Source organism: Syntrophales bacterium, from assembly GCA_026417625.1.
GTDB lineage: Bacteria > Desulfobacterota > Syntrophia > Syntrophales > UBA8958 > JAOACW01.
This window is the reverse complement of record JAOACW010000010.1, coordinates 15,176-38,695: the sequence shown is the minus strand read 5'-3', so window position 1 is coordinate 38,695 and position 23,520 is coordinate 15,176. Positions and strand designations below refer to the sequence as shown.

General features: G+C 42.9%; 23 protein-coding genes and 2 tRNA genes. 24 read left to right on the top strand and 1 reads right to left on the bottom strand.

Annotated elements, in window-relative coordinates; all coding sequences use genetic code 11:
• Positions 1 to 2 precede the first annotated feature (2 nt).
• The 24 genes from N2317_07320 to N2317_07205 all read left to right on the top strand — a co-directional run bounded on the left by N2317_07320 (position 3) and on the right by N2317_07205 (position 22,199).
• Entirely contained in the window at positions 3 to 1,226 is a 1,224-nt protein-coding gene (locus tag N2317_07320) for an aspartate kinase (protein ID MCX7817302.1), read from the top strand.
• Entirely contained in the window at positions 1,223 to 1,801 is a 579-nt protein-coding gene (locus tag N2317_07315) for a helix-hairpin-helix domain-containing protein (protein ID MCX7817301.1), read from the top strand. Before N2317_07320 ends, N2317_07315 begins: the two co-directional genes overlap by 4 nt.
• Before the next feature lie 149 nt (positions 1,802 to 1,950).
• Positions 1,951 to 3,267 carry a tRNA (N6-isopentenyl adenosine(37)-C2)-methylthiotransferase MiaB gene (miaB, locus tag N2317_07310; GenBank protein ID MCX7817300.1) on the top strand — a complete coding sequence of 439 codons (1,317 nt, stop codon included), beginning with the start codon at positions 1,951 to 1,953 and terminating at the stop codon, positions 3,265 to 3,267.
• 10 nt (positions 3,268 to 3,277) lie between these two features.
• Positions 3,278 to 3,778, top strand: a complete 501-nt coding sequence (locus N2317_07305) for a bifunctional nuclease family protein (protein ID MCX7817299.1) — start codon at positions 3,278 to 3,280, stop codon at positions 3,776 to 3,778.
• A 29-nt stretch (positions 3,779 to 3,807) separates the two neighbouring features.
• Positions 3,808 to 4,701 (top strand): tyrosine recombinase XerC, encoded by an 894-nt coding sequence (gene xerC, locus N2317_07300; protein ID MCX7817298.1) that lies wholly within the window; start codon positions 3,808 to 3,810, stop codon positions 4,699 to 4,701.
• 13 nt (positions 4,702 to 4,714) lie between these two features.
• Positions 4,715 to 5,251: an ATP-dependent protease subunit HslV gene (hslV, locus tag N2317_07295; GenBank protein MCX7817297.1), complete on the top strand. Its 537-nt coding sequence runs from the start codon at positions 4,715 to 4,717 to the stop codon at positions 5,249 to 5,251.
• Between the two features lie 2 nt (positions 5,252 to 5,253).
• The gene (gene hslU / locus N2317_07290) at positions 5,254 to 6,639 is read left to right on the top strand and encodes an ATP-dependent protease ATPase subunit HslU (GenBank protein ID MCX7817296.1); all 1,386 of its coding nucleotides are present in this window, start codon (positions 5,254 to 5,256) and stop codon (positions 6,637 to 6,639) included.
• 15 nt (positions 6,640 to 6,654) lie between these two features.
• The gene (gene argB, locus N2317_07285; GenBank protein ID MCX7817295.1) at positions 6,655 to 7,545 is read left to right on the top strand and encodes an acetylglutamate kinase; all 891 of its coding nucleotides are present in this window, start codon (positions 6,655 to 6,657) and stop codon (positions 7,543 to 7,545) included.
• On the top strand, positions 7,542 to 8,723 hold the full coding sequence (locus N2317_07280) for an acetylornithine transaminase (protein ID MCX7817294.1): 1,182 nt from the start codon (positions 7,542 to 7,544) through the stop codon (positions 8,721 to 8,723). The genes argB and N2317_07280 overlap by 4 nt, the downstream gene beginning before the upstream one ends.
• A 5-nt stretch (positions 8,724 to 8,728) precedes the next feature.
• Positions 8,729 to 9,649 carry an ornithine carbamoyltransferase gene (gene argF, locus N2317_07275; protein ID MCX7817293.1) on the top strand — a complete coding sequence of 307 codons (921 nt, stop codon included), beginning with the start codon at positions 8,729 to 8,731 and terminating at the stop codon, positions 9,647 to 9,649.
• Positions 9,646 to 10,869 carry an argininosuccinate synthase gene (locus tag N2317_07270; GenBank protein MCX7817292.1) on the top strand — a complete coding sequence of 408 codons (1,224 nt, stop codon included), beginning with the start codon at positions 9,646 to 9,648 and terminating at the stop codon, positions 10,867 to 10,869. Before argF ends, N2317_07270 begins: the two co-directional genes overlap by 4 nt.
• Before the next feature lie 26 nt (positions 10,870 to 10,895).
• Entirely contained in the window at positions 10,896 to 12,275 is a 1,380-nt protein-coding gene (argH, locus tag N2317_07265) for an argininosuccinate lyase (protein ID MCX7817291.1), read from the top strand.
• 273 nt (positions 12,276 to 12,548) lie between these two features.
• Positions 12,549 to 13,811 (top strand): diaminopimelate decarboxylase, encoded by a 1,263-nt coding sequence (lysA, locus tag N2317_07260; GenBank protein ID MCX7817290.1) that lies wholly within the window; start codon positions 12,549 to 12,551, stop codon positions 13,809 to 13,811.
• Between the two features lie 21 nt (positions 13,812 to 13,832).
• Positions 13,833 to 14,708, top strand: a complete 876-nt coding sequence (gene dapA, locus N2317_07255) for a 4-hydroxy-tetrahydrodipicolinate synthase (GenBank protein MCX7817289.1) — start codon at positions 13,833 to 13,835, stop codon at positions 14,706 to 14,708.
• A gap of 10 nt (positions 14,709 to 14,718) precedes the next feature.
• The gene (dapB, locus tag N2317_07250; protein MCX7817288.1) at positions 14,719 to 15,528 is read left to right on the top strand and encodes a 4-hydroxy-tetrahydrodipicolinate reductase; all 810 of its coding nucleotides are present in this window, start codon (positions 14,719 to 14,721) and stop codon (positions 15,526 to 15,528) included.
• Positions 15,529 to 15,534: 6 nt separating this feature from the next.
• Positions 15,535 to 16,050 (top strand): 2-amino-4-hydroxy-6-hydroxymethyldihydropteridine diphosphokinase, encoded by a 516-nt coding sequence (folK, locus tag N2317_07245; protein ID MCX7817287.1) that lies wholly within the window; start codon positions 15,535 to 15,537, stop codon positions 16,048 to 16,050.
• 284 nt (positions 16,051 to 16,334) lie between these two features.
• The gene (fsa, locus tag N2317_07240; protein ID MCX7817286.1) at positions 16,335 to 16,982 is read left to right on the top strand and encodes a fructose-6-phosphate aldolase; all 648 of its coding nucleotides are present in this window, start codon (positions 16,335 to 16,337) and stop codon (positions 16,980 to 16,982) included.
• 7 nt (positions 16,983 to 16,989) lie between these two features.
• A complete protein-coding gene (gene pgsA / locus N2317_07235; GenBank protein MCX7817285.1) occupies positions 16,990 to 17,598 on the top strand; it encodes a CDP-diacylglycerol--glycerol-3-phosphate 3-phosphatidyltransferase in 609 nt (202 codons plus the stop codon).
• Between the two features lie 13 nt (positions 17,599 to 17,611).
• The gene (locus tag N2317_07230) at positions 17,612 to 18,397 is read left to right on the top strand and encodes an alpha/beta fold hydrolase (protein ID MCX7817284.1); all 786 of its coding nucleotides are present in this window, start codon (positions 17,612 to 17,614) and stop codon (positions 18,395 to 18,397) included.
• A 71-nt stretch (positions 18,398 to 18,468) separates the two neighbouring features.
• A tRNA-Gly gene (locus N2317_07225) sits at positions 18,469 to 18,543 on the top strand.
• 8 nt (positions 18,544 to 18,551) lie between these two features.
• Positions 18,552 to 18,627, top strand: a tRNA-Cys gene (locus tag N2317_07220).
• A 75-nt stretch (positions 18,628 to 18,702) separates the two neighbouring features.
• A complete protein-coding gene (locus N2317_07215) occupies positions 18,703 to 20,223 on the top strand; it encodes a leucyl aminopeptidase (protein ID MCX7817283.1) in 1,521 nt (506 codons plus the stop codon).
• On the top strand, positions 20,213 to 21,202 hold the full coding sequence (locus N2317_07210; protein ID MCX7817282.1) for an ABC transporter ATP-binding protein: 990 nt from the start codon (positions 20,213 to 20,215) through the stop codon (positions 21,200 to 21,202). The genes N2317_07215 and N2317_07210 overlap by 11 nt, the downstream gene beginning before the upstream one ends.
• Positions 21,162 to 22,199 carry an ATP-binding cassette domain-containing protein gene (locus tag N2317_07205; GenBank protein MCX7817281.1) on the top strand — a complete coding sequence of 346 codons (1,038 nt, stop codon included), beginning with the start codon at positions 21,162 to 21,164 and terminating at the stop codon, positions 22,197 to 22,199. The genes N2317_07210 and N2317_07205 overlap by 41 nt, the downstream gene beginning before the upstream one ends.
• On the opposite strand, the gene N2317_07200 is transcribed toward N2317_07205, so the two are convergent.
• The gene (locus N2317_07200) at positions 22,177 to 23,457 is read right to left on the bottom strand and encodes an MATE family efflux transporter (GenBank protein MCX7817280.1); all 1,281 of its coding nucleotides are present in this window, start codon (positions 23,455 to 23,457) and stop codon (positions 22,177 to 22,179) included. The genes N2317_07205 and N2317_07200 overlap by 23 nt on opposite strands.
• Positions 23,458 to 23,520 lie beyond the last annotated feature (63 nt).

Below are 23,520 nucleotides of genomic sequence, written 5' to 3'. Positions count from 1 at the left end.
GTATGGGTCTTGTTGTTCATAAGTATGGGGGAACCTCCGTTGGGGACATCGATAGGATCAAAAATGTAGCAAGAAGGGTTATAAGGGAAAAAGAGTTGGGAAATGACATTGTTGTTGTTGTATCTGCAATGGCTGGTGAAACGGACCGTCTGATAAACTTGGCCCATCAGGCGGCCAATAATCCCCCCAATCAGAGGGAATTAGACTGCCTGGTAGCCACAGGAGAACAGGTTGCAGTTTCTCTCCTGGCCATCGTTTTGAACGATATGGGTTACAAAGCTAAATCTTTTCTCGGATATCAGGTAAAAATTCTTACGGACCAATCATTTTCGAAAGCAAGAATTCTCAAGATAGATACTGAGAAAATCCGTGATGAACTGGCAAAGGGAACAATAGTGGTAGTAGCAGGGTTTCAGGGGGTTGATTTAGAGAACAACATTACCACTCTGGGAAGGGGAGGATCGGACACAAGTGCGGTTGCTCTTGCTGCTGCCCTACATGCGGATATGTGTTACATATATACGGACGTTGATGGGGTGTATACCACTGATCCTAACGTTTACCACAAAGCGAGGAGACTCAAACGTATATCTTACGATGAAATGTTGGAAATGGCTAGAGCTGGTGCAAAGGTGCTTCATCCTCGCTCGGTGGAACTCGCCAAGAAGTATCAGGTGCCTATATATGTAAAATCATCTTTTAACGATGACGGAGGAACGCTTGTAACCAAGGAGGATAAAGATATGGAGAAGGTTGTTGTTTCTGGTGTTACATACGATCGTGATCAGGCGAAAATTACCGTAATGCATGTGCCAGACAGACCAGGCATTGCGGCTCGTCTTTTTACCCCTCTGGCTGAGCATAATATAGTTGTGGACATGATCATTCAGAATGCAAGTGTTGATAACTTTACGGATCTCAGTTTTACAGTTTCCAGGAAAGACGTGCGTGAAGCCGCTCGTCTGGTGGGTGAGGTGGCTAAAGATATAGGAGCCACGGGAGTTGAGATTGACGACAATGTGGCAAAGGTATCGATTATCGGGGTAGGGATGGTGAGTCATGCTGGAGTGGCGGCAAAGATGTTTGCCACACTTGCCAAAGAAGGGATAAACATACTGATGATAAGCACATCTGAGATTAAAATTTCCTGTGTGATACAGGCAAAGTACACGGAACTTGCCGTTATGGCCCTCCATGATGCTTTCGAGCTTGATAAGGAATCTTGAGAGAGAACCGTCAAATCACTATCTATAAACAGATTGAGGGTCTGGTTTATATCCTTTTTATAAGTACTATAGTTACGGTTGTTGCAGACACTTGTTTCAAGCGTGATTTCTCAGGGATCGATCTCAAGTACGCAAAGTTTAACAAAAATTGTGTTGCTGTGGAGCTAAGAGGGATTGATGAGCTGGAAGGGATTTATTGTGTCCATCCGAATACGACGTTGTTTACGTTTTTCAATGACTTGGATCTATGTAAGGATTGGCCGTGTGACTTGAATGTCCTAACTTTTTCTTTAAGAGACGGTACGCTCATTTCACTGGAAAATGGACAGGTTATGATCGGTGAGATGTCAGCAACTAAAAAACTTGCTCTCGGCATTCCACTTGATATAAACAATGTATCATACCAAGATCTGATTCTTGTCCCGGGGATTAAAGAGGTAACGGCAAAGAGGATCATAGAAATGAGAGAAAAAAAAGGAAAGTTCTCTTCAATGTCCGAACTTCTTGCAATACGTGGCATAAAGGAAAAAAGACTAGCGGACATAAAAAGATATCTACAAATAAGGGAGCCCTAGGAAATTACGGTATTCCATCTCTTAGCTACTTATCTGTACAAGATCCGTCATAAAAACTCATCGAGTTAAGCATCTATAGAACCTATTGACTTGAAAGAAGTGCTATAATAGTATGTTAAAATATCCAAAGTATTATTATTAATTGAACTATGGTGAGATCCTTTTTTATACACACTTTTGGTTGTCAAATGAACGTTCAGGATTCTGAGAAAATGGCTGCATTATTGGCAGATATGGGGTACAAGTGTGCTGATGATCCCAGGAGAGCGGATTTGATTATTGTAAATACATGTGCCATTCGCGAAAAGGCAGAGCAAAAAGCTTTGAGTCTTCTGGGTCGTTTTCAATATCTGAAGAAGAGAAATCATCGTTTGATTGTGGGGGTTAGTGGATGTTTCGCACAAAAACTTGGTTATTCTTTTTTGGAAAGGATGCCCCATCTTGATTTTGTCCTCGGAACGCAAAACATTCATAAGTTGCCGGACGTGATAGCTGAGGTGCAAGAAAATAAGAGTAAAGTGGTAAAAACGGAGCTCTACGACACACTTCCTGCTGTGAGAAATGTAGCTTGTCCTGTGGACGGAAAAGTTACGGCCTTCGTTACAATTATGCAAGGTTGCAATAACTTCTGTACGTTCTGTGTTGTTCCGTATCTGCGGGGAAGAGAAATGAGCCGTCCTTGGAGGGATATAGTTGATGAAGTACGTTTCCTCGTCAAACATGGAGTGAAGGAGGTTACCCTTCTCGGTCAGAATGTGAATTCTTACGGTAGTGATTTAGGGGAGAGGGAAACCTTCGTAGGTTTGCTGAAGCGAATCTGCGAGGTAGAAGGTTTAGAACGTTTAAGGTTTACTACATCCCATCCTAAGGATCTTTCGGCCGAGCTGATAAACTGTTTCGGTAAATTGCATCCTCTTTGCGAACATATACATCTCCCAGTGCAGTCAGGGTCCAACAGGATACTGGAGAGGATGAATAGAAAGTATACACGCGAGGACTATTTGGACAAAGTTAATAGGTTGCGCGATGTGTGCCCAGAAATTGCGATATCGTCGGATGTGATTGTTGGGTTTCCTGGAGAAACAGAGAAAGATTTCGAGCTTACGTTGGACCTCATGGAAAAAATCAAGTTTGACAACCTATTTTCTTTCAAGTATTCAAGAAGGGAAGGGACAGCTGCGGCTTCTCTGGATGATCAAGTTCCCGAGGAGGCGAAAAGTAGGCGGCTTTCCATGCTTCAGAAACTTCAGGACAGTCATACAATGGAGCGCAATAAGGCATGGGAAGGACGTGTTGTAGAAGTACTTGTGGAGGGTACGAGCAAGAACGATCCTAAAGAGGTTACGGGAAGAACGAGGCAGAACAAGATAGTGAACTTTCCAGGAGACGCCCAGCTTAGGGGAAAATTGTTGAATGTAAGAATAACTGAAGCGTTTCTCCATTCACTGAGAGGAGAAATTATTTGAGGAGAGAAATATGATGATAGAAATGAGAGTAGCGGGAATAACACTGGATCCAGTAACGGGGACACCTATTGTTATACTGAAGGATCTTGAGGAAAAAAAAGTGCTTCCCATATGGATTGGGTTGTTTGAAGCCAGTGCCATCGCCACTAAACTGGAAGGAATTACTTTTTCGAGGCCCATGACGCATGATCTTTTGAACGAGATATTGAAGAGTACAGGCATAAATGTTCTGAAAATAGAGATCAACGATTTGAGAAACAACACCTTTTATGCCAACATTTTTTTGTCAAAAGATGGTGAGGTTATAGCAATCGATGCTCGACCAAGTGATGCTATAGCTCTAGCGCTGCGTGCCGGGGCACCCATATACGCTGAAGAGACTGTTATTGAAAAGTCGAGAAATGTGGATTTTGCTGAAAAAACAACGGATTTGGAAAAGATGAAAGAAGAAAAGCTGAAAGAGTTTCTTGAGAATTTGTCGCCTGAGGACTTTGGAAAATACAAAATGTAGTTTGCAATCCTGAATTTCGGTGCACTGTTGTGGATATTTTACTAAGTGAATTCCACACGTATCTTAAAACGGCGAAGAATTCTTCGGGAAACACATTAAAGGCGTATGTTTCAGATGTTGGGCAGTTCTTCAAGTTTCTTGAGGTAAATTCCATCGGAGATTTGTCCAAGGTGGACACATCAACAGTGAGGTTTTTTCTTGCCGATCTACACCGTCGGGGGTTAAAAAGAGCCTCTATAAACAGGAAACTTGCAGCGATAAGGACATTTTTCAGATTCCTTAATGGAAAGGGGAAAATATCCAGAGATCCCGCAGGAACAATAACTACACCAAAAGTTGAAAAAAAAATTCCCAGATTGCTCTCAGTTGATGAGATATTTTGTTTACTTGATGGTGCTTTTCCTAACAACAGGATGGGTAAACGGGATAGAGCACTCCTGGAATTACTGTATTCATCGGGCATCAGACTTAGTGAACTCGTAGAACTTAACATTGGGGATGTGGATTTTGCAAAAGGAATGATTAAAGTTAAGGGTAAGGGGGGTAAAGAAAGGGTTGTTCCGGTGGGAAGCCCTGCGCTTCGGGCAATAGATGAATACCTTGGAGCGAGGGGTGTACTGAACAGTGGAGAGAATCGAGATTCTGATCCTTTGTTCGTCGGTGGACGGGGTAGGCGTATAAGTGCTAGGACTGTGCAGCGTATAGTTGATCGTTATATAAGATTGAGAGGTCTGGAAAAAAAGGTGAGCCCTCATGCGTTTCGCCATTCTTTCGCCACTCATCTGCTCGATATGGGAGCTGATCTGAGAACAATTCAGGAAATGCTTGGCCATGAAAAGCTCTCGACTACGCAAAAATACACGTCTGTCAGTGTAGATCATCTCATGTCAATTTACGATAAGGCTCACCCCAGGGCGCATTAAGGGAGAAACTGTAATGAAGATATACGGAACCACAATAGTTGCAGTTCGCCATCGTGGAAAAGTGGCAGTTGCTGGTGATGGTCAGGTAACTTTTGATGTAACAATTATGAAACATGGGGCTAGGAAAGTCCGCCGTCTGTATCACAATCAGGTGATCGTGGGTTTTGCAGGTGCAACGGCGGATGCATTTACTCTTTTCGATCGTTTCGACGCGAAGCTAGAACAGTACAACGGGAATTTGCTCAGGGCTGCTGTGGAGTTAACGAAGGATTGGAGGACGGATCGGGTGTTGAGACACCTTGAGGCATTGATGATTGCAGTTAACAAAGATCACTTTCTAATGATCTCTGGTAATGGTGATGTTATTGAATCAGACGATGAGGTTATGGCTATAGGTTCTGGGGCGCCTTATGCTCTTGCTGCTGCAAGGGCTCTTGTCCGTCATTCCAATCTATCCGCGCCAGAAATCGCAAAAGAGGCGGTTAAAACTGCTTCTGAAATATGCATCTACACCAATGACAATATAACGGTTGAGGAACTGGATCTCTAGTTATGTCTTCGAAGGATCTCACGCCGCGTCGTATCGTTGAAATGTTGGACAAATACATAATTGGCCAGGATGATGCTAAGAGGGCAGTGGCAATTGCCCTAAGAAATCGCTGGCGTAGGCAGAATCTTCCGAAGGAGATGGCCGAAGAGATTGCCCCTAAAAACATAATTATGATAGGGCCTACAGGTGTAGGAAAAACAGAGATAGCAAGAAGACTGGCTAAGCTAGACAATTCCCCATTTCTCAAGGTAGAAGCCTCGAAGTTTACAGAGGTAGGTTATGTAGGGCGAGATGTGGAGTCCATGATAAGGGACCTTGTTGATATTGCTATTAACATCGTCAAAGCGGAAGAGCAGGAAAAAGTTAAAGGTAAAGCTGCAGAATTGGCAGAGGAGCGTTTGTTGGACATTCTTCTTCCTCCGAAACCTATTGAGAGATCAGTTTCTGAGTTTGTAAGTTTTCAAAAGCAGGAGCACTACGATGATGACATAAGAGCGCTTCAGCAGGATAGTACTCGGGAAAAATTGAGAAAACTTTTGAGGGAGGGGAAACTGGATAATCGTCAGGTGGAAATCGAAATAACTGAGAATCGTCCTGGTCCTATGATAGAGATTTTTTCCACTGCGGGGATTGAGGATCTAGGTCTAAATATTAGAGAAATGTTAGGCAACATTTTCCCTCAAAAGAAGAAAAAAACAAAAGTGAAAGTACCTGAGGCGCTAGAACTGCTTGCACAGGAAGAAGTACAGAAGCTAGTGGATATGGACAAGGTTATAAAAACGGCGATAGATCGGGTGGAGCAATCTGGTATTATCTTTCTTGATGAAATCGATAAAATAGTTGGTTCCGATTCACCGCATGGACCTGATGTGTCTAGGGAAGGTGTGCAACGGGATTTGCTGCCTATTGTGGAGGGATCTACAGTAAATACAAGGTACGGTATGGTGAAAACAGATCATATACTTTTCATAGCCGCAGGTGCCTTTACTTCGAGTAAACCATCAGATCTCATTCCTGAGCTTCAAGGTAGATTCCCTATAAGGGTGGAACTCGCTCCTTTAGGTAAGGAGGAATTTGTCAGGATCCTCACAGAACCCCACAATGCATTGATAAAGCAGTACGTACAGATGCTTTCCACCGAAGGTATAAATCTTCAGTTCACTCAGGACGCTATCGAAAAAATAGCGGAGATGGCTGCAATGGTAAATGAAAGGACGGAAAACATAGGTGCAAGGCGCCTTTACACCATAATGGAAACCCTTCTTGAGGATGTATCATTTAATGCACCTGATCTCGAGGAGAAGAATATTGTAATCGATGCTGCTTACGTTGAGGAGAAACTTGCGGATATAATCGAAGACGAGGATCTAAGCAGGTACGTACTTTAAGGAGAGCATAAAGAAATGGAAGATATTCAAGCATCAGTGGAGAGAGCAAACGTTCTTTTGGAAGCGCTTCCGTACATAAAAAGATTTTACGATCGCGTTGTGGTGATAAAATACGGTGGCCATGCTATGGTAGATGGAGAACTGAAGGATCTCTTCGCCCAGGATGTGGTCATGATGAAGTATATAGGTATTCATCCTGTGATTGTTCACGGAGGGGGACCTCAGATTGGAGATTTGCTTAAAACATTGGGTAAGGAATCGAAGTTCATTCAAGGTATGAGAGTTACTGACGAAGAAACGATGGATATCGTGGAAATGGTTTTGGTGGGAAGGGTGAACAAAGATATTGTAGGTCTTATAAACCGCCACGGTGGCAAAGCCGTAGGTTTAAGTGGGAAAGATGGTAATCTAATAAAAGGTGAAAAATATTATCTTACCTCCGAGAAGGCAAAAAATACACCACCTGAAATTATTGATTTAGGTTTAGTGGGGAAGGTTAAGGAGATTAATGGAAGTTTGATACTTTCACTTGTGAGTAGTGGTTTCATACCGGTAATTGCGCCCACAGGTGTGGGCGAAAATGGAGAAACCTATAATATAAATGCCGATGTTGTGGCGAGTGCCGTAGCCGCGACTCTAAAGGCAGAGAAACTAATAATATTAACCGATGTGGCTGGTGTTATGGATAAAAACAAAAAACTCATTCACACCATGAACAATGAACAGGCTTTAAGGTTGATTGAGGATGGTACCATTTCCGGTGGAATGTTTCCCAAAATAAAATCCTGTTTAAAGGCATTGAGGAGTGGCGTTGGTAAGGCTCATATCATAGATGGGAGACTCAAACACGCCATACTACTTGAAATATTCACTGACAAAGGAATTGGAACGGAGATAGTAATGTGAAGAACGAGGAGCTGATAAAAATTTCGGATCTTTATCTGATGAATACTTACAAGCGAACTCCTGTCGTTCTTGTGAAGGGGTTTGGTGCAAGAGTATGGGACATCGAGGGTAATGAATACTTGGATTTTGTTGCGGGTATTGCGGTTTGCAGCCTCGGTCACTGCCATCCTACTGTAGTTGAGGCTATAAAGGAGCAGGCCTCTGAACTGTGCCATGTATCTAACCTTTATCATAACGAGCTTCAGATAAGATTAGCTGAGATTATAGTTACCCATTCGTTCGCCGATCGTGTGTTTTTCTGCAATAGTGGTGCAGAGGCCAATGAAGGAGCTATTAAACTGGCACGCAAATACGGTAACGAGATACTGGGTGGGAAGTACGAGATTATCACAATGAAAGGGTCTTTCCATGGGAGGACACTGGCTACTCTAGCTGCTACAGGACAAGATAAGTTTCATCGTGGGTTCGAGCCATTGCCTACTGGGTTCCGTTATGTGATATTCAATGATGTGAACGCTCTCCGTAATGCAATTACGGATAAGACATGTGCAGTAATGTTAGAACCAGTACAGGCTGAAGGAGGTGTTCAAGTTCCTGATGAAGGTTACTTAAGGGAAGTCAGAGAGCTATGTGATGAGAAGGGTGTTCTCATGATACTTGATGAGGTTCAGACTGGAATGGGTCGAACGGGGAAGTTGTTCGCTTACGAACACAGTGGGGTAACTCCTGATATATTAACATTAGCCAAAGCTTTGGGTAACGGTTTTCCTGTCGGTGCTGTACTTGCTACAGAAAAGGTAGCTTCAGCTTTTGAGCCGGGCAGTCATGCCTCAACTTTTGGGGGTAACCCTCTAGCTATGGCGGCGGCAAAAGCTACATTAGAGACGCTTATACGGGAAAACTTGGTGGAAAACGCAAGAAAAATGGGAATTTACCTTAAGGATTGCCTCACCTCCTTACAGAAGAAAAATGGGATTGTAAAAGAAGTAAGAGGTTTAGGTCTTCTAATAGGTGTGGAAATAGATGGAGATGCGTTTAGCGTTGTAGAAAAATGCTTTAGAAAAGGCCTGCTTGTAGCAGCTGCGGGTCCATCTGTTGTGCGTCTTGTTCCCCCTCTTATAATTAGTGAGAGTGATTGTAACAGAGCAGTGTCTGTTCTTCAACAGGCCCTTGAGTAAAAGGTATGAAACATCTTTTGAGTGAGCGAGATTTAAATCGAGCCCAATTTGATTATCTTGTGGAGAGGGCTAGAACGCTTAAGAAGTGGTTTCGAGAAAAGAGGGAGTATAAGCCCTTAAAGGGAAAAGTTTTGGGTATGATATTCGAAAAGGCATCCACAAGAACGAGATTGTCTTTTGAGGTTGCTATGATTCAAATGGGTGGAAATGCCATTTATATGAACAGTCGAGATACTCAGATGGGAAGGGGGGAGAGTATAGCTGATACTGCGCGGGTAATGTCGCGCTACTTGGATGCCATTATGATAAGAACATTTGCTCAGGAGATTATAGAGGAATTCGCAAGACATGCAACCATACCCGTTATCAACGGTTTGACAGATCTTTTGCATCCCTGTCAGGTGTTAAGTGATGTATTTACTATTGTTGAAAAAAAGGGTTCATATGAAAAGTTGAAGTTGGCCTTTATCGGGGATGGTAACAATGTGGCAAACTCTTGGTTAAATGTAGCAACGATATTGCCCATTCATGTTCGGATTGCGTGTCCCCAAGGGTATGAACCTGATCAAGAAATTTTTCGAAGGGCCCAACGTGAAGCTATAGAGGGTATAGTCCTTTGTAGAGATCCTAAAGAAGCTGTTCAGGATGTTGATGTAATTTATACTGATGTTTGGACGAGTATGGGTAAAGAGGAAGAATATGAAAAACGAATACAGGTTTTTCAGTCGTACCAGGTTAATTCTAAGTTGCTAACATACGCCTCTCGGGATGTTATGATCATGCACTGTTTACCCGCTCATAGAGGCGAAGAAATAACCTCCGATGTTCTTGATGGTAGACATTCCGTGGTGCTTGATCAGGCCGAGAATCGCCTGCATATGCAGAAGGCTATTCTGGAAATGCTTCTGACGGAGGACAATTTATGAAACATGAAAAGATGAAAGTGGTACTGGCATATTCTGGTGGCTTGGACACATCTGTCATTCTCAGGTGGCTTATAGAAGCTTACGACTGTGAAGTTGTTGCTTTTGTAGCGGATGTGGGACAGAAGGAAGAACTCAACGGGATAAGGGAAAGGGCCTTAGCCACAGGTGCTAGTAAAGTTTACATAGAGGATTTAAGGGAAGAGTTTGTCCGTGATTATGTATTTCCCGCCATGAGAGCAAATGCGGTATATGAAGGGATGTATCTACTAGGCACGTCTCTTGCCCGTCCTCTAATTGCTAAAAAGCAAATCGAGATAGCGAAGATGGAGGGGGCGGATGCTGTATGTCATGGGGCTACTGGAAAGGGTAACGACCAGGTGCGTTTTGAGCTGACGTACATAGCTTTAGCTCCACAGATTAAGATTATCGCTGCCTGGAAAGATCCAAATTGGAAGTTTGACTCCAGACAATCTCTACTGGAGTACGCAGAGAAACACGGTATAGCTGTACCCCTTGTAAGCAGAGAGAAACCTTACAGTAGTGACAGAAATGCCCTTCATATATCTCATGAGGGTGGTATTTTAGAAGATCCCTGGATGGAGCCTCCTGAAGACATTTATGTGCTAACTGTGGCACCGGAAAAGGCACCTGATAAGCCTACTTATTTGGAAATTGATTTTGAAAGGGGAAATCCTGTAGCCGTAAACGGACAAAGATTGTCCCCGGCAGAACTGATGGATGTCCTTAACGGTATAGCTGGTGAAAACGGTGTGGGTCGAGTTGACATGGTGGAGAATAGATTTGTTGGTATGAAATCCCGGGGTGTATATGAAACACCAGGCGGAACGGTGCTGTGGACTGCACATAGGGCTCTGGAATCGATCACACTTGATAGAGAGGTAATGTTTTTAAAAGATACGCTGATGCCAAAATACGCACAGCTTGTTTATTATGGTTTCTGGTTTTCCCCTGAAATGAAAGTTTTGCAACAATTCGTAGACTCAACTCAGGAGAACGTTACCGGGACTGTTAGGGTTAAGCTGTACAAAGGTAACTGTACAGTTGTTGGTAGGAAGTCGCCTTTTTCGCTCTACAGTGAGGGTGTGGCTACCTTTGAAAAAGATTCAGGAATTTATGACCAGAGAGATGCTTCTGGGTTTATTAAAATAAACGCTTTGCGGCTGCGTATACAGGCTTTGAAAGCGGCGGGTTTGTTGTAATATGGGATGATAATAATGAGGTCAAAATGGCGATAGATAAACCGTGGGGGGGAAGGTTTACTCAGAGACCGCAAAGGGAGGTTGAAATATTCACCTCTTCTTTAAGTTTTGACCGTCGACTCTACAGACAAGACATCCTCGGAAGTAAAGCGTACGCAAAGATGCTGTGTAGAGTGGGTTTAATAGACAAAAATGAAATGAAGATCATTCTCTCCGGGTTAGATTCCATTCTTGAAGATATTGAAGTGGGAAAATTCAACTTTGACCCAGGGGATGAAGATATACATATGGCTGTGGAGAAGGCGCTTATAGCTCGTATTGGTGAGGTCGGGAAAAAACTTCATACGGGGAGGAGTCGTAATGATCAGGTTGCCCTCGATTTGCGTTTGTTTGTTAGAGAAGAAATCGATGAGATCATTGTTACACTCAAAGATTTGAGGAGGACGCTCATTCAACTGGCTAAGAGAGAATTGAATACTGTTATGCCGGGATATACTCATTTGCAAAGGGCTCAACCTGTGCTTTTTAGCCACTATCTGATGGCTTATGATTGTATGTTTGCACGTGATCTTGAAAGGCTTGAGAATTGTAGAGAGAGGACTAATGTTCTACCACTGGGGTCGGGGGCTATAGCAGGATCAAATCTTCCCCTTGACAGGAGATACCTGGCGAAAATTCTAAAGTTTCCGGAAATCACAAAAAACAGCATGGATGCCGTAGCTGATCGTGACTTTGTGGTAGAGTTCGTATTCTCGTGTGCCTTGATCATGATGCATCTGAGTCGCCTTTGCGAGGATCTTATCGTCTGGTCAACTGATGAGTTCAAATTTGTTGAATTCTCTGACGACTATTCTACCGGTAGTAGCATGATGCCGCAGAAAAAAAACCCTGATGTGGCTGAGTTAATTCGTGGCAAGACGGGTAGGGTTTACGGAAATTTGGTGTCTTTACTTGTTACCCTAAAGGGTTTGCCAATGACGTACAATAGGGATCTGCAAGAGGATAAAGAACCACTTTTCGACACCGTAGATACAGTTAAATCTTCGATTAAAAACGCAAAAGGGATGCTAAACGGCATGAAGATAAACAGAGAAAGGATGAAAGAGGCTGCTTATGGTTTTACAATAGCTACGGACATTGCCGAATACCTCGTTATGAAGGGTGTGCCCTTTCGTGATGCCCATAGAATTGTTGGAGAAATAGTGGCTTACTGTCTGGAAAAAAGAAAGTCATTGTCAGAACTGGATTTGAAAGAATTTAAAGAATTCCATAACTGTTTTGATGAGGATGCTTTGAAAAATCTTTCTCCTGATGATTCAGTTAGGAGAAAGGTAACCGAGGGTTCAACATCCCCGGAAGAAGTGAGGATTTACATAGAAGAACAAGAGAGAAAGCTGTTTTCATGAAGAGAAGAACGCTCTTTTTTATTTTAGCATTTATGTTAATGTTTTTTTTGGTGTTCTGTGGGAAAAAGGCTGATCCGGTGCCGAAAGGTCTGGAAAAGTCATTATCGTTGAAGATCGTTGGCGGAGGGAAGGTTCAAAGGGTTGCCCTTTAGTTGTGCAATATTCTCAATGATTGTGTTGGATCTATTGGGGTGGACGTATTTATACATAGTGGACGTTGAATCGGGATTTTTTGAAAATGATTAACTACTCATTGAACAGGGAGTTTGGCCTGTGCATGATTTCAAGTATGTAAACGGAGAGCTTTACTGTGAAGAGGTGCCAGTTTCGAGAATAGCAACCGAAATAGGAACACCTTTTTATCTTTACAGTTATCAAACCCTTAGAAATCATTTCCTCGTTTTTGACAACGCTTTCAGAAAAATACCCCATATTGTTTGTTTTGCTGCAAAGGCAAATTCAAACATCGCGATCCTCAGGATTTTCATTAAGGAGGGGGGTGGGGTAGACATTGTTTCGGGTGGTGAGCTTTATAGGGCGCTGCAGGCTGGTGTTGACCCGAAGAAGGTGGTTTACTCGGGAGTTGGCAAAAGAGTGGATGAGATTGAGTTAGCGTTAGAGAAAGATATTCTTATGTTCAATGTGGAATCTTTTCAAGAATTGGAAGTTATAAATGACTGTGCAAAGAGGATGGGGAAAAAAGCCGGAATTGCCCTTAGGATAAATCCCGACGTGGACCCTGAAACTCATCCCTATATATCCACGGGCCTCAAAGAGAACAAATTCGGCATTGATGTGGTTTCGTCTCTTAAAGCGTATAGAAAAGCTAGGAAAATGGCTAATTTAGACATAATAGGTGTTAGTTGTCACATCGGCTCTCAGTTGGTTAAGATATCTCCCTTTGTTGACGCTCTTAAAAAGTTGAAAGAGCTGATCTTGATTCTGAAAAACGAAGGATTTGACATAAAGTTCCTCGATTTTGGTGGTGGACTGGGTATAACCTACGGAGATGAGAAACCACCCCATCCTGAGGAGTACGCGCAAGCTATTATTGAAACTGCTGGTGATCTTCCTGTTACTTTTATCTTTGAACCTGGCAGGGTAATTGTGGGAAACGCGGGGATTCTTGTGACAAGGGTGCTGTATACGAAGGAGAAAGAGGGAAAGAATTTTATAATTGTCGATGCGGGTATGAATGACCTAATGCGCCCAAGTTTGTACAATGCCTATCATGCTATTCAGCCAGTGGTGCAAAAAAGGAGAAAGAGTATAGTTGCTGACATTGTTGGTCCTATTTGTGAATCGGCAGATTATCTAGCTAAGAACAGACAAATTCCTCGTTTTGATAGGGATGAACTCATGGCTATTATGAGCGCTGGGGCATACGGATTCTCGATGTCATCAAATTACAATTCTAGACCACGAATTGCAGAAGTGCTTGTTTCTGGTCGTGATTTTCACGTTATAAGGAAGAGGGAGACCTATGAGGACGTAGTGAGAGGGGAGATTATCCCTAAATTTCTAGGTAAAGATTGAAAAAAATGAAGGAGGGTAAGTATGTTTAAAGGAGCTATTGTAGCTATTGTTACCCCTTTTAAAAATGGACAGATTGACGAAGAGAGATTGAGGGAACTCATCGAATTTCAGATCGAAAACGGTACGGACGGCATAGTTCCCTGTGGCACGACGGGAGAGTCCTCCGTGCTCTCCCACGAAGAACATGATAGGGTGATAGAAATTACCGTTGATGCTGTTAAGAAGAGAGTGCCAGTAATAGCGGGAACTGGTTCCAACAGCACTGAGGAGGCATTGAGACTTACGCGGCATGCCTATGAGGTAGGTGCTGATGGTGCGTTAATGGTGTGTCCTTATTACAACCGTCCTACACAGGAGGGACTTTATCAGCATTATAAGTATATTGCCGAACGTGTTCCTATACCGATAATTATATACAACATACCGGGTAGAACCGGCGTAAATCTACTACCTGAAACTCTCGCCCGTCTGGCGAAGATTCCCAACATAGTTGGAACGAAAGAAGCTTCAGGTTCGCTTAAACAGATGCATGACATAATTGCCCTCTGTGGGGATAAATTCTCTGTTCTTTCTGGTGATGACTTTTTCACGTTCCCCTTGCTGTGTCTGGGTGGCCACGGCGTAATATCTGTGATTTCTAACGTAGCGCCCGCAGATATGGCGGCTATGATTGATGCCTTTGAGGCAGGTGATATAAATAAGGCAAGAGAGTTGCATTACAAGATGGTGCCCCTCATTGATATGCTTTTCATAGAGACAAACCCTGCGCCTGTAAAGGCAGCATTGGCGATGATGGGTAAGATTGAGTACGAGATTCGCCTGCCACTTTGCAAACTCTCCGATGCGAACTATGATAAGTTGAGACAGGCGATGATCAATTATGGACTCATAAAATAGGAGGCAGAAGATGATCAGGGCCATTGTTACTGGTGCAGGTGGACGGATGGGGGGGAGGATAATTTCTCTCATTGCAGCGTCTGATGATATGAAGGTTGCCGGGGCGGTTGAAAGGAAAGACCATCATCTTGTGGGCAAAGACGTGGGTGAAGCGCTTGGTCTTGGTAAGATGGGTGTTTTGGTAGCGGACGACATCAGTAAAGTCATTGATGACGGAGATGTGGTCATAGATTTTACCCATCATCAGGCTTCAGTCTACCATATGGGGGTTGCTGCAGAGAAGGGGAAACCTATTGTTATAGGGACTACAGGATTCACCGCGGATGAAATGGAAAAAATAAGGAAGCTTTCGGATTCTGTTCCTTGTGTGCTTTCACCAAATATGAGTGTTGGGGTGAACTTGTTGTTTAAGGTACTAGGCGAGGTTGCAAGTGTACTTGGTGATGACTATGATGTGGAGATAATCGAAGCTCATCATAACCTCAAAAAGGATGCCCCCAGTGGTACGGCGATGCGAATGGCAGAGATCATTGCTAAAAGTCTGAGCAGAGATCTGGAGACATGCGCCGTGTATTTGCGTAGGGGTATTATCGGTGAGCGAACAAAGAAGGAAATTGGTATCCAGACCATCAGGGGAGGCGATATAGTTGGAGAGCACACCGTTATGTTTGTAACAAATGGTGAGAGATTGGAATTCACTCACAGGGCGCATAGTCGTGACAATTTTGCTCGTGGTGCACTAAAGGCGGCGCGCTGGGTTGTAAACCAGAAAAATGGCCTTTACGATATGCAGGATGTTTTAGGTTTGAGACAAAGGTAAGATAGTATGGCAAACGATGATTCGGAAATTGCGTTTATAGGTATAGGGTCAAACTTGGGTGATCCGCTTGCGCAATGCGAACAGGCTGTTTCAACTATTAGGCGTGTTGAAGAGATTAGGTGTTTAGCCCAGTCATCATGGTATTTAACGGCGCCCGTAGGAGGTGTACCTCAAAACGATTTCATAAATGGAGTATTGAAAGTTTCAACTACTCTCAAACCTATAGAGCTACTTAACATGTTGAAAATAATCGAGAGATCGTTTGGTGAGAGAACGGCTATAAAATGGGGTCCGCGGTATATGGATCTGGACATCCTTTTTTATGGCAGGGCCATTATTGAAGAAAAACAACTAGTTATTCCTCACCCTGAATGCCACAGACGTAGATTTGTTTTGGAGCCTCTCTGTGAGATTGAGCCAGGACTGGTTCATCCTGTATTTGGTTTAACCGTAAAGGAGTTGCTTGACCAGCTTGGGGAGACCCAGAGAGTACAAAGACTGGGTTCTTGTGCAGTATGTTGATTATTCGTCTCATAGTTGGTGTTTTGCTTTTATACATTCTGTACCGGTTGGTCCGTCTAATCTTCTCTATTCCTCATGATAGGGTGAGTTATTATACCCCTCCTTATACGATACAGACAAGCACCGATGGGGAAGATCTGGTTGAGGATCCGTATTGTCATACTTATTTACCTATAAGCAGTGCATACTCCTTTGATTTTGGAGGTAAAAGATACTACTTTTGTAGTTTAAGTTGTCTTGAAAGCTTTAGAAAGTTGATGAACATTTGAGAACAGGAGGTAATCATGAAATTCTTTCTCGACACAGCAAATATTGAAGAAATTAAGGAGGGGTTACGTCTTGGTCTCATTGATGGTGTGACAACCAATCCTACACTAATCGCCAAGGAAGGAAAGAGTTTTAAAGATCTCATCAGGGAAATTCTTCTTCTTGTTGAAGGACCGGTTAGTGTGGAGGTTATAAGTTCTGATGCGGAGGGTATGTTGGAAGAGGGTAGAGAATTGGCCAAAATGGGCAAGCAAGTGGTGATTAAAGTCCCACTAACGACGGAAGGTCTTAAGGCCACCCGCCTATTTGCTGCTGAAGGTATTCCTGTTAACCAAACCCTAGTGTTTTCACCACTACAGGCATTACTTGCAGCAAAAGCAGGAGCTGCTTACGTGAGTCCCTTTGTGGGTAGAATGGACGACGTAGGACATCGTGGTATGCTGATTGTAGAACAAACATTAGAGATTTTTAATAGTTACGGCTATAACACCGAAGTGATAGTTTCCAGCGTTCGTCATCCACAACATGTTTTGGAGGCAGCTCTACTGGGGGCTCATGTGGCAACAATTCCATTTAAAGTTCTCATGCAATTGGCAAATCATCCTCTGACAGATAAAGGTATAGAAACCTTTCTAACTGATTGGAAGCGTGTGCCAGAGAAGTGATGTTTTTATGATTGATAGACTTAAAAACTATTTCGACAGTCTCCCCATAAGTCCTGAAAATAGAAGGATTTTGAATCTACCAAATGCGATAACACTTTTTAGACTTTTTATTATCCCTGTTCTTTTTTTGTTGCTTACTTCTCCGGATAGGATTACGAGTCTCCTCATAGCGCTGGCGTTTGTAATGGTTTACCTGACTGATTTTCTCGATGGGTACGTGGCCAGGTATTACAATATCGTGACCCCTATGGGTAAGTTGTTTGATCCCATAGCTGATAAGTTAGTTATAAATACCGCTATGATACTTATGATCCCAATAGAGCGAATCCCAGCTTGGATCGTCGCTCTCATAATAATTAGAGATTTTGCAGTTGATGGGATCCGTAGTTTTGCCGCTTCAGAAGGAGTGACAATTCAGGCAAGTCCGCTGGGTAAGAAAAAGACACTATGTCAGGTAGTTGCGGTAACAGCTTTAATAATACACTACCCCGTTTTTGGAATAAATGCCCATGTGGTTGGTACAGTAATTCTTTACCTCGCACTGATACTCAGCATTTACTCCGGTGTTGATTATATGGTTAAGTTTTGGAACAGTACGCTAAAAGTGAAACGTTAGGTTTTGGTGGACGGTGAAAGATAATTACACGCTACTTGATAAACCTGAGATTTTGGTCCGTTTATTCTATCCACGACCTGAATATCCTCATTTAAGACCACCAGAGGGAAGCCAGTCGGTATCGTTTACCATGTCTGACGGAGTCGCACTTTGTGGGTACTTTCATATATTTTCGCCTCAGAGTCCCACAGTGCTATTTTTCCATGGAAATGGTGAAATAGCCGCGGACTATCACGACATTGCTTTGATGTTCAAACAGGCAGGGGCAAATCTTTTAGTAATTGATTACAGAGGTTATGGCAGGTCAGGAGGATTGCCTAGTGTAAGTTCCATGATGCGGGATTCCAACGATGTGTTCAACCAAACATTGAAGTTTCTGGAAAAACAGAGTTTTTCCAGAAAGATAATTGTATACGGTAGATCACTGGGATCGATTTCTGCACTAGAAATCGCCTCTGTTCACCAAGAGATGGTTGATGCTCTTGTTGTTGAGAGTGGATTTGCCCATTTTTTTTCTCTACTTCGAGTTCTTGGTTTGGGAGAACTTGAAAAAAAACTGGGAGACCCATTCAAACACACCGAGAAAATCGCCCTATTTAAGAAGCCCACCCTGATAATTCACGCTCAGTACGATCATATTATACCTTTTTCGGAGGGTGAGACTCTGTTTCAAGCAAGTGGAGCACTAGACAAAGTACTGATTAAGATCATGGGTGCAAATCATAATGATATCTTTTTTGTCGGAATGGGGGAATATCTGAGAGCTTTGACATCTCTCGTTGAAAAAATAAGCAGTTGAGCTTGCTAAGGCTTAACTTTTTTCCTATTGACAAAGAGAAAGGTCTATTATAATTAAAAATTGAATTTCAAGCGGGCGTAACTCAGCGGTAGAGTGCCACCTTGCCAAGGTGGACGTCGACGGTTCAAATCCGTTCGCCCGCTCCAGAGAAAAGGGCGGCATAGCCAAGCGGCTAAGGCAGCGGTCTGCAAAACCGTTATTCACCGGTTCGAATCCGGTTGCCGCCTCCATGTGAAAATTTTGAGGATTGTTCCCAAAGGGAACAACCCTTTTTTATTTTATGTTTATGAAAAGTGAGGTCCCGTATGAATATAAATGTCTCCTCACTCCTATATCCAGAAAAGCCTGTGGATGCTTTTATTATTCCTTTGCCTGAAAATCCCCTCCCTCTCTCCGGGTTTGCAAAACTTTTCGATAATGCAACTTCAAATTCAATAAGTAATTTTCTCGAACTGGGTGATTTTCAGGGAAAGTTTCTTGAAACGGCTGTGATTTACCTGCCAGATTCGCATTTTTCAAAGCGCATAATCCTCGTAGGATTGGGGAAACAAAGCGAGATAGATCTGGAAAAGATAAGAGGTGTATTTGCCAAAGGTGTAAATCTAGCAAGAGATCTTAAGGCGAGAAACGTTGGAACAGAGATTGATGAGGAACTATGTAAACTTTCCCGTGCCGAAGCTTTGGTCGCTTTGGTTGAAGGTGTTTGTCTAGGGTTCTATTCATTCAATAGATTCAAGACAACTGATAAAGATAAAACACATGAAATTGAGGAACTTACAGTCTACTCAGGTACGAAAAGTTTTCTAGACGAATTGAGAGCACTGGTAAGAAAAACGGAAATAGTATGTGAAGCCACAAACTTTGCCCGTGATTTGGTGTCCATGCCTGCAAATTTTATGAAACCGAGAGATTTAGCTGATGTGGCCATTGATCTTGCTAAGTCCAGAAAGGAAGTTGAGGTTGAGATACTTGAGAAAGATGAGATTGAAAAATTAGGCATGAATGCATTCTTGGGTGTAGCAAAGGGAAGTCATGAGCCCCCAAAACTTATAGTTGTTAAGTATAGAGGGGTGGGGGAGGATAAGGATCCAATTGTCCTTATAGGTAAGGGGCTTACGTTTGACAGTGGAGGATTATCTCTCAAGTCGGCGGAAAAAATGGAAGAGATGAAATCAGACATGGCAGGTGCTGCCGCAGTTCTTGGAACGATAAGAGCATTGTCAGATTTGTCTTTTCCTGTGAACGTAGTTGGTCTTATAGCGGCCACTGAAAATTTACCGGGAGGTGGTGCTCTCAAACCAGGTGATATTCTTAAGTCTCTATCAGGAAAGACGATTGAAGTGATAAATACCGATGCGGAGGGTAGACTAACACTTGCAGATGCAATTGCATTCGCGCATCGTTTTAAACCACAGGCAATAATAGATATTGCGACACTTACGGGTGCCTGCGTGGTTGCTTTGGGAGAAGACCTTACGGGAATGTTTGGTAACGATGAGAGACTGAAAAGTCGGATAAAAATGGCAGGTGAAAAAACGGGTGAATTCGTATGGGAACTTCCACTTTGGAATGCCTATGAGGAACTCATCAAAAGTGAAGTTGCAGATGTCAAAAACACCGGGGGTAGGCAAGCAGGCGCAATCACAGCAGCGTTGTTTCTCAAACATTTTGTAGGTGATGTCCCTTGGGTTCATCTTGATATTGCGGGTACAGCTTGGCGTTCAAAGGGTAAAAGTTATATTTCCAAAGGGGCATCAGGTGTAGGAGTGCGTTTGCTTGTGGAATTAATTACCGAGTGGCAAAGAAAAGCGGCCGATGGGACGTGAATTTCCGTCACCTTTATTGGAAATTCATGATCTGAGGACGTATTTTGATACCCCATGGGGTGTAGTTCGTGCTGTCGACGGGGTCGATCTTGCAGTAACAAAAGGAGGAACAACAGCGGTTGTAGGAGAGTCCGGTTGTGGAAAAACAGTGTTAGCGCTCTCCATCCTCAGGCTGGTCCCGAGACCCGCCGGAAGAATAGTTTCGGGAATTGTTCTTTTTGAGAATAAAGATTTACTTCGACTGGATGAGAGGTCTATGAGGGAGATACGAGGGAAAGAGATCTCCATGATTTTTCAGGAACCAATGAATGCGTTGAATCCTGTTTTAACGGTGGGAGAACAGATAAAAGAGGTATTAGTAGTTCATGGTAGAGCAAGTTCGAAGGAGGCCACCGATATAACCGTAGAGCTACTAAAACGAGTGGGTATTTCTATGCCGGAAAAGAGAATAAAGAATTATCCCCATCAGTTGAGTGGGGGGATGCGTCAAAGAGTTATGATTGCAATGGCAATTGCATGCACCCCTAAAATGCTCATAGCTGATGAACCAACTACAGCTCTCGATGTAACTGTACAGGCACAGATATTAGATTTGCTTGCGGAAATACAGAAGAAAACCGAACTGGGAATTATACTTATAACCCACGATTTGAGTATTGTCGCTGAGATGGCAGATGCTGTAGCAGTAATGTACGCTGGTGAAGTTGTTGAATACGCTGTGGTTAAAGAACTGTTTTCGAACCCCAAGCATCCATATACCATAGGATTAATGGAATCCATACCCGTTTGGACGAGAAAATATGGGAAAAGAGATCGACTCAAAACAATAAATGGATATGTACTGTCCATTGTTGGCCAGTTTGTTGGTTGTCGCTTTCAAGATCGTTGCCCTATGGTTACCCTTTCTTGTAAAATAGAGAATCAGGTTCTTAGAGATTGTGGCGACGGGCATATGGTTCGTTGCTGGAAAACAAACTGACAGCTTGGGGATGTTCAGCTCTTCTATTCTAGAGACTAGAAAACTCAGGAAGATATACCCTTTAAACACTGGTATTTTCAGCAGAAAAGGAAAAGTGTTTGCCCTCAATGGTGTAGATATTCAACTATTCGAGGGAGAAGTTCTTGGAGTAGTTGGTGAGAGTGGTTCGGGTAAATCTACACTAGCAAGAATTGCCGCCTTTTTAGAGAAACCTACCTCGGGTCAGATTTTATTCGAGGGTCGGGATTTGGAAACTTTGACCGGAGAGGAGTTAAAGAGATACAGACGGTTGGTGCAAATTGTTTTTCAGGACCCTTTTGCATCTTTGAATCCTCGGAAAACGGCCGGACAGGCTCTAGAGGAACCTCTAATCGTCCATAAAATAGGCGATAATAAATCAAGAAAGGAGCGCGTTTATGCTCTCCTAGAAGATCTGGGATTGCCAAGAGAAATTTTGGATCGTTATCCTCATGAATTCAGTGGAGGACAGAGACAGCGGCTGTGTATAGGCAGGGCATTGATTCTAGAACCAAAGGTTATTATTGCCGATGAACCTGTGTCATCTCTAGATGTTTCTATAAGGGCGCAGATTCTTAACTTGATGAAAGAGATTCAGGAAAAATTTTCTCTGACATACCTTTTTATTTCTCACGATCTGAGTGTTATAAAATTCATTAGCGATAGAGTAGCTGTTATGTATATGGGAAGGATTGTGGAAGTGGCGACAAGCGATGTTCTGTTTATGAACCCCCTCCACCCTTATACACAAACACTTTTGGATTCAGTTCCTGTTCCATTCTCGATGGAGAGAATGGAGAAAAGAACAAAAGAAAAGATGTTTTTCAACGATGTTGCTATGCATAGCTCTGCATGCCCTTACTTTAATCGATGTCCTTATCGAGAGGATGTTTGTCTTTTCATAGAGGTTCCGTTAAGAGAATTTCAGGAGGGGCATTATGTGGCCTGTCACAAGATTAACGATTTGCAATTTGCTTAAAATTTTCCAATTCCATTCTTGCTCGTTTGTAAATGATTAAAAAAGCTAATGCAGCGGCTACAGGTTGCGCGATCCATATCCCCCAGAATCCCATCCAAAACTGAAACAGGTAAAGGAAAGGTATGAGTAATACGCCGTCTCTGATGAACATGAGCCACATTGATGTAGTTCCTTTGCCTAATCCGATGAACATGTTGATCAAAACGATGCTGGGTCCTGCGAATACAAGGGATGAGATATACAGGCGAAGGGCGATACGAGACATTTCAAAAAGGGTGGTTTCCTGCGTGAAAATAAGAACGATGTAATCAGCTAGTATTAGTACGATGAAGGATGTGAAGGAGGCGAAAATTGTTGAGCTGATAATCGCGACTTTTATGGTTGTTACCAGCCGTTTATAAAGTTTAGCCCCGTAATTGAAACCCACGATCGGCAGTACGCCATGTCCTATCCCGAAGAGCATCATAACTAGAAGACCATTGACCCTGAAGCATATACCTAGAGTTGCAAGAGCCATCGGGCCGTAATGTGAAAGAAGGTTTGTATAAACGGTTATAACCCCGCTTACAAGCAGGTTCATGAGGACGGAGGGAAATCCGGTTTTGTAAATTTCTCTGATTAAGTAGAGATTGGGACGTAAATGTTGTAACCGCATTTGGTATCGTGATGTAGGGTTGGACAAAAAATAAAGCAAAAGAAGTCCACCTGTGAGTTGTCCTAGTACGGCAGACAGCGCAGAGCCGACGATGCCCATTTGAGGAAAAGGGCCCAATCCGAAAATAAACAGTGGATCGCATACAGCCCCTGTTATGGTAAAGATTATAATGGTAAACATGGCTAGTTCCGGTCGTCCTTCAGCTCGAAGAAGATTTGTACCAGTTAGAATTAGAAGCAAAAATGGGGAACCAATAATACTTATGTTAAGATATTTGAGGGAAAGCTCTAAGGTTATACCTTCACCGCCAAATATGGTTAGAAGCTCTCTTCCATAAAAGAGAACTATTAGAATTACAAGTAATGAGATAGTTACTGAGAGAAAAACTGTTTGGCCTGCGATGATGTGTGTTTTTTCGTCTTTTGCCCCAAACATCCGAGCCGCAAGTGAGCCGGCACCCACTCCAGTGCCAATACCTATGGCTGCCAAGGTCATCTGTAAAGGGAATGTGATTGTAAATGCGGCAACAGCATAAGGGTTTATCCATGAGAGCCAGATGGTGTCCATAATATTGTAGATAGCAAGAGACAACATAGCCATCATGGAAGGCCAGCTCATCTTTAAAAGCAAGGGGAGGATAGGGCCTTCATCAAGATTCAACCTGCT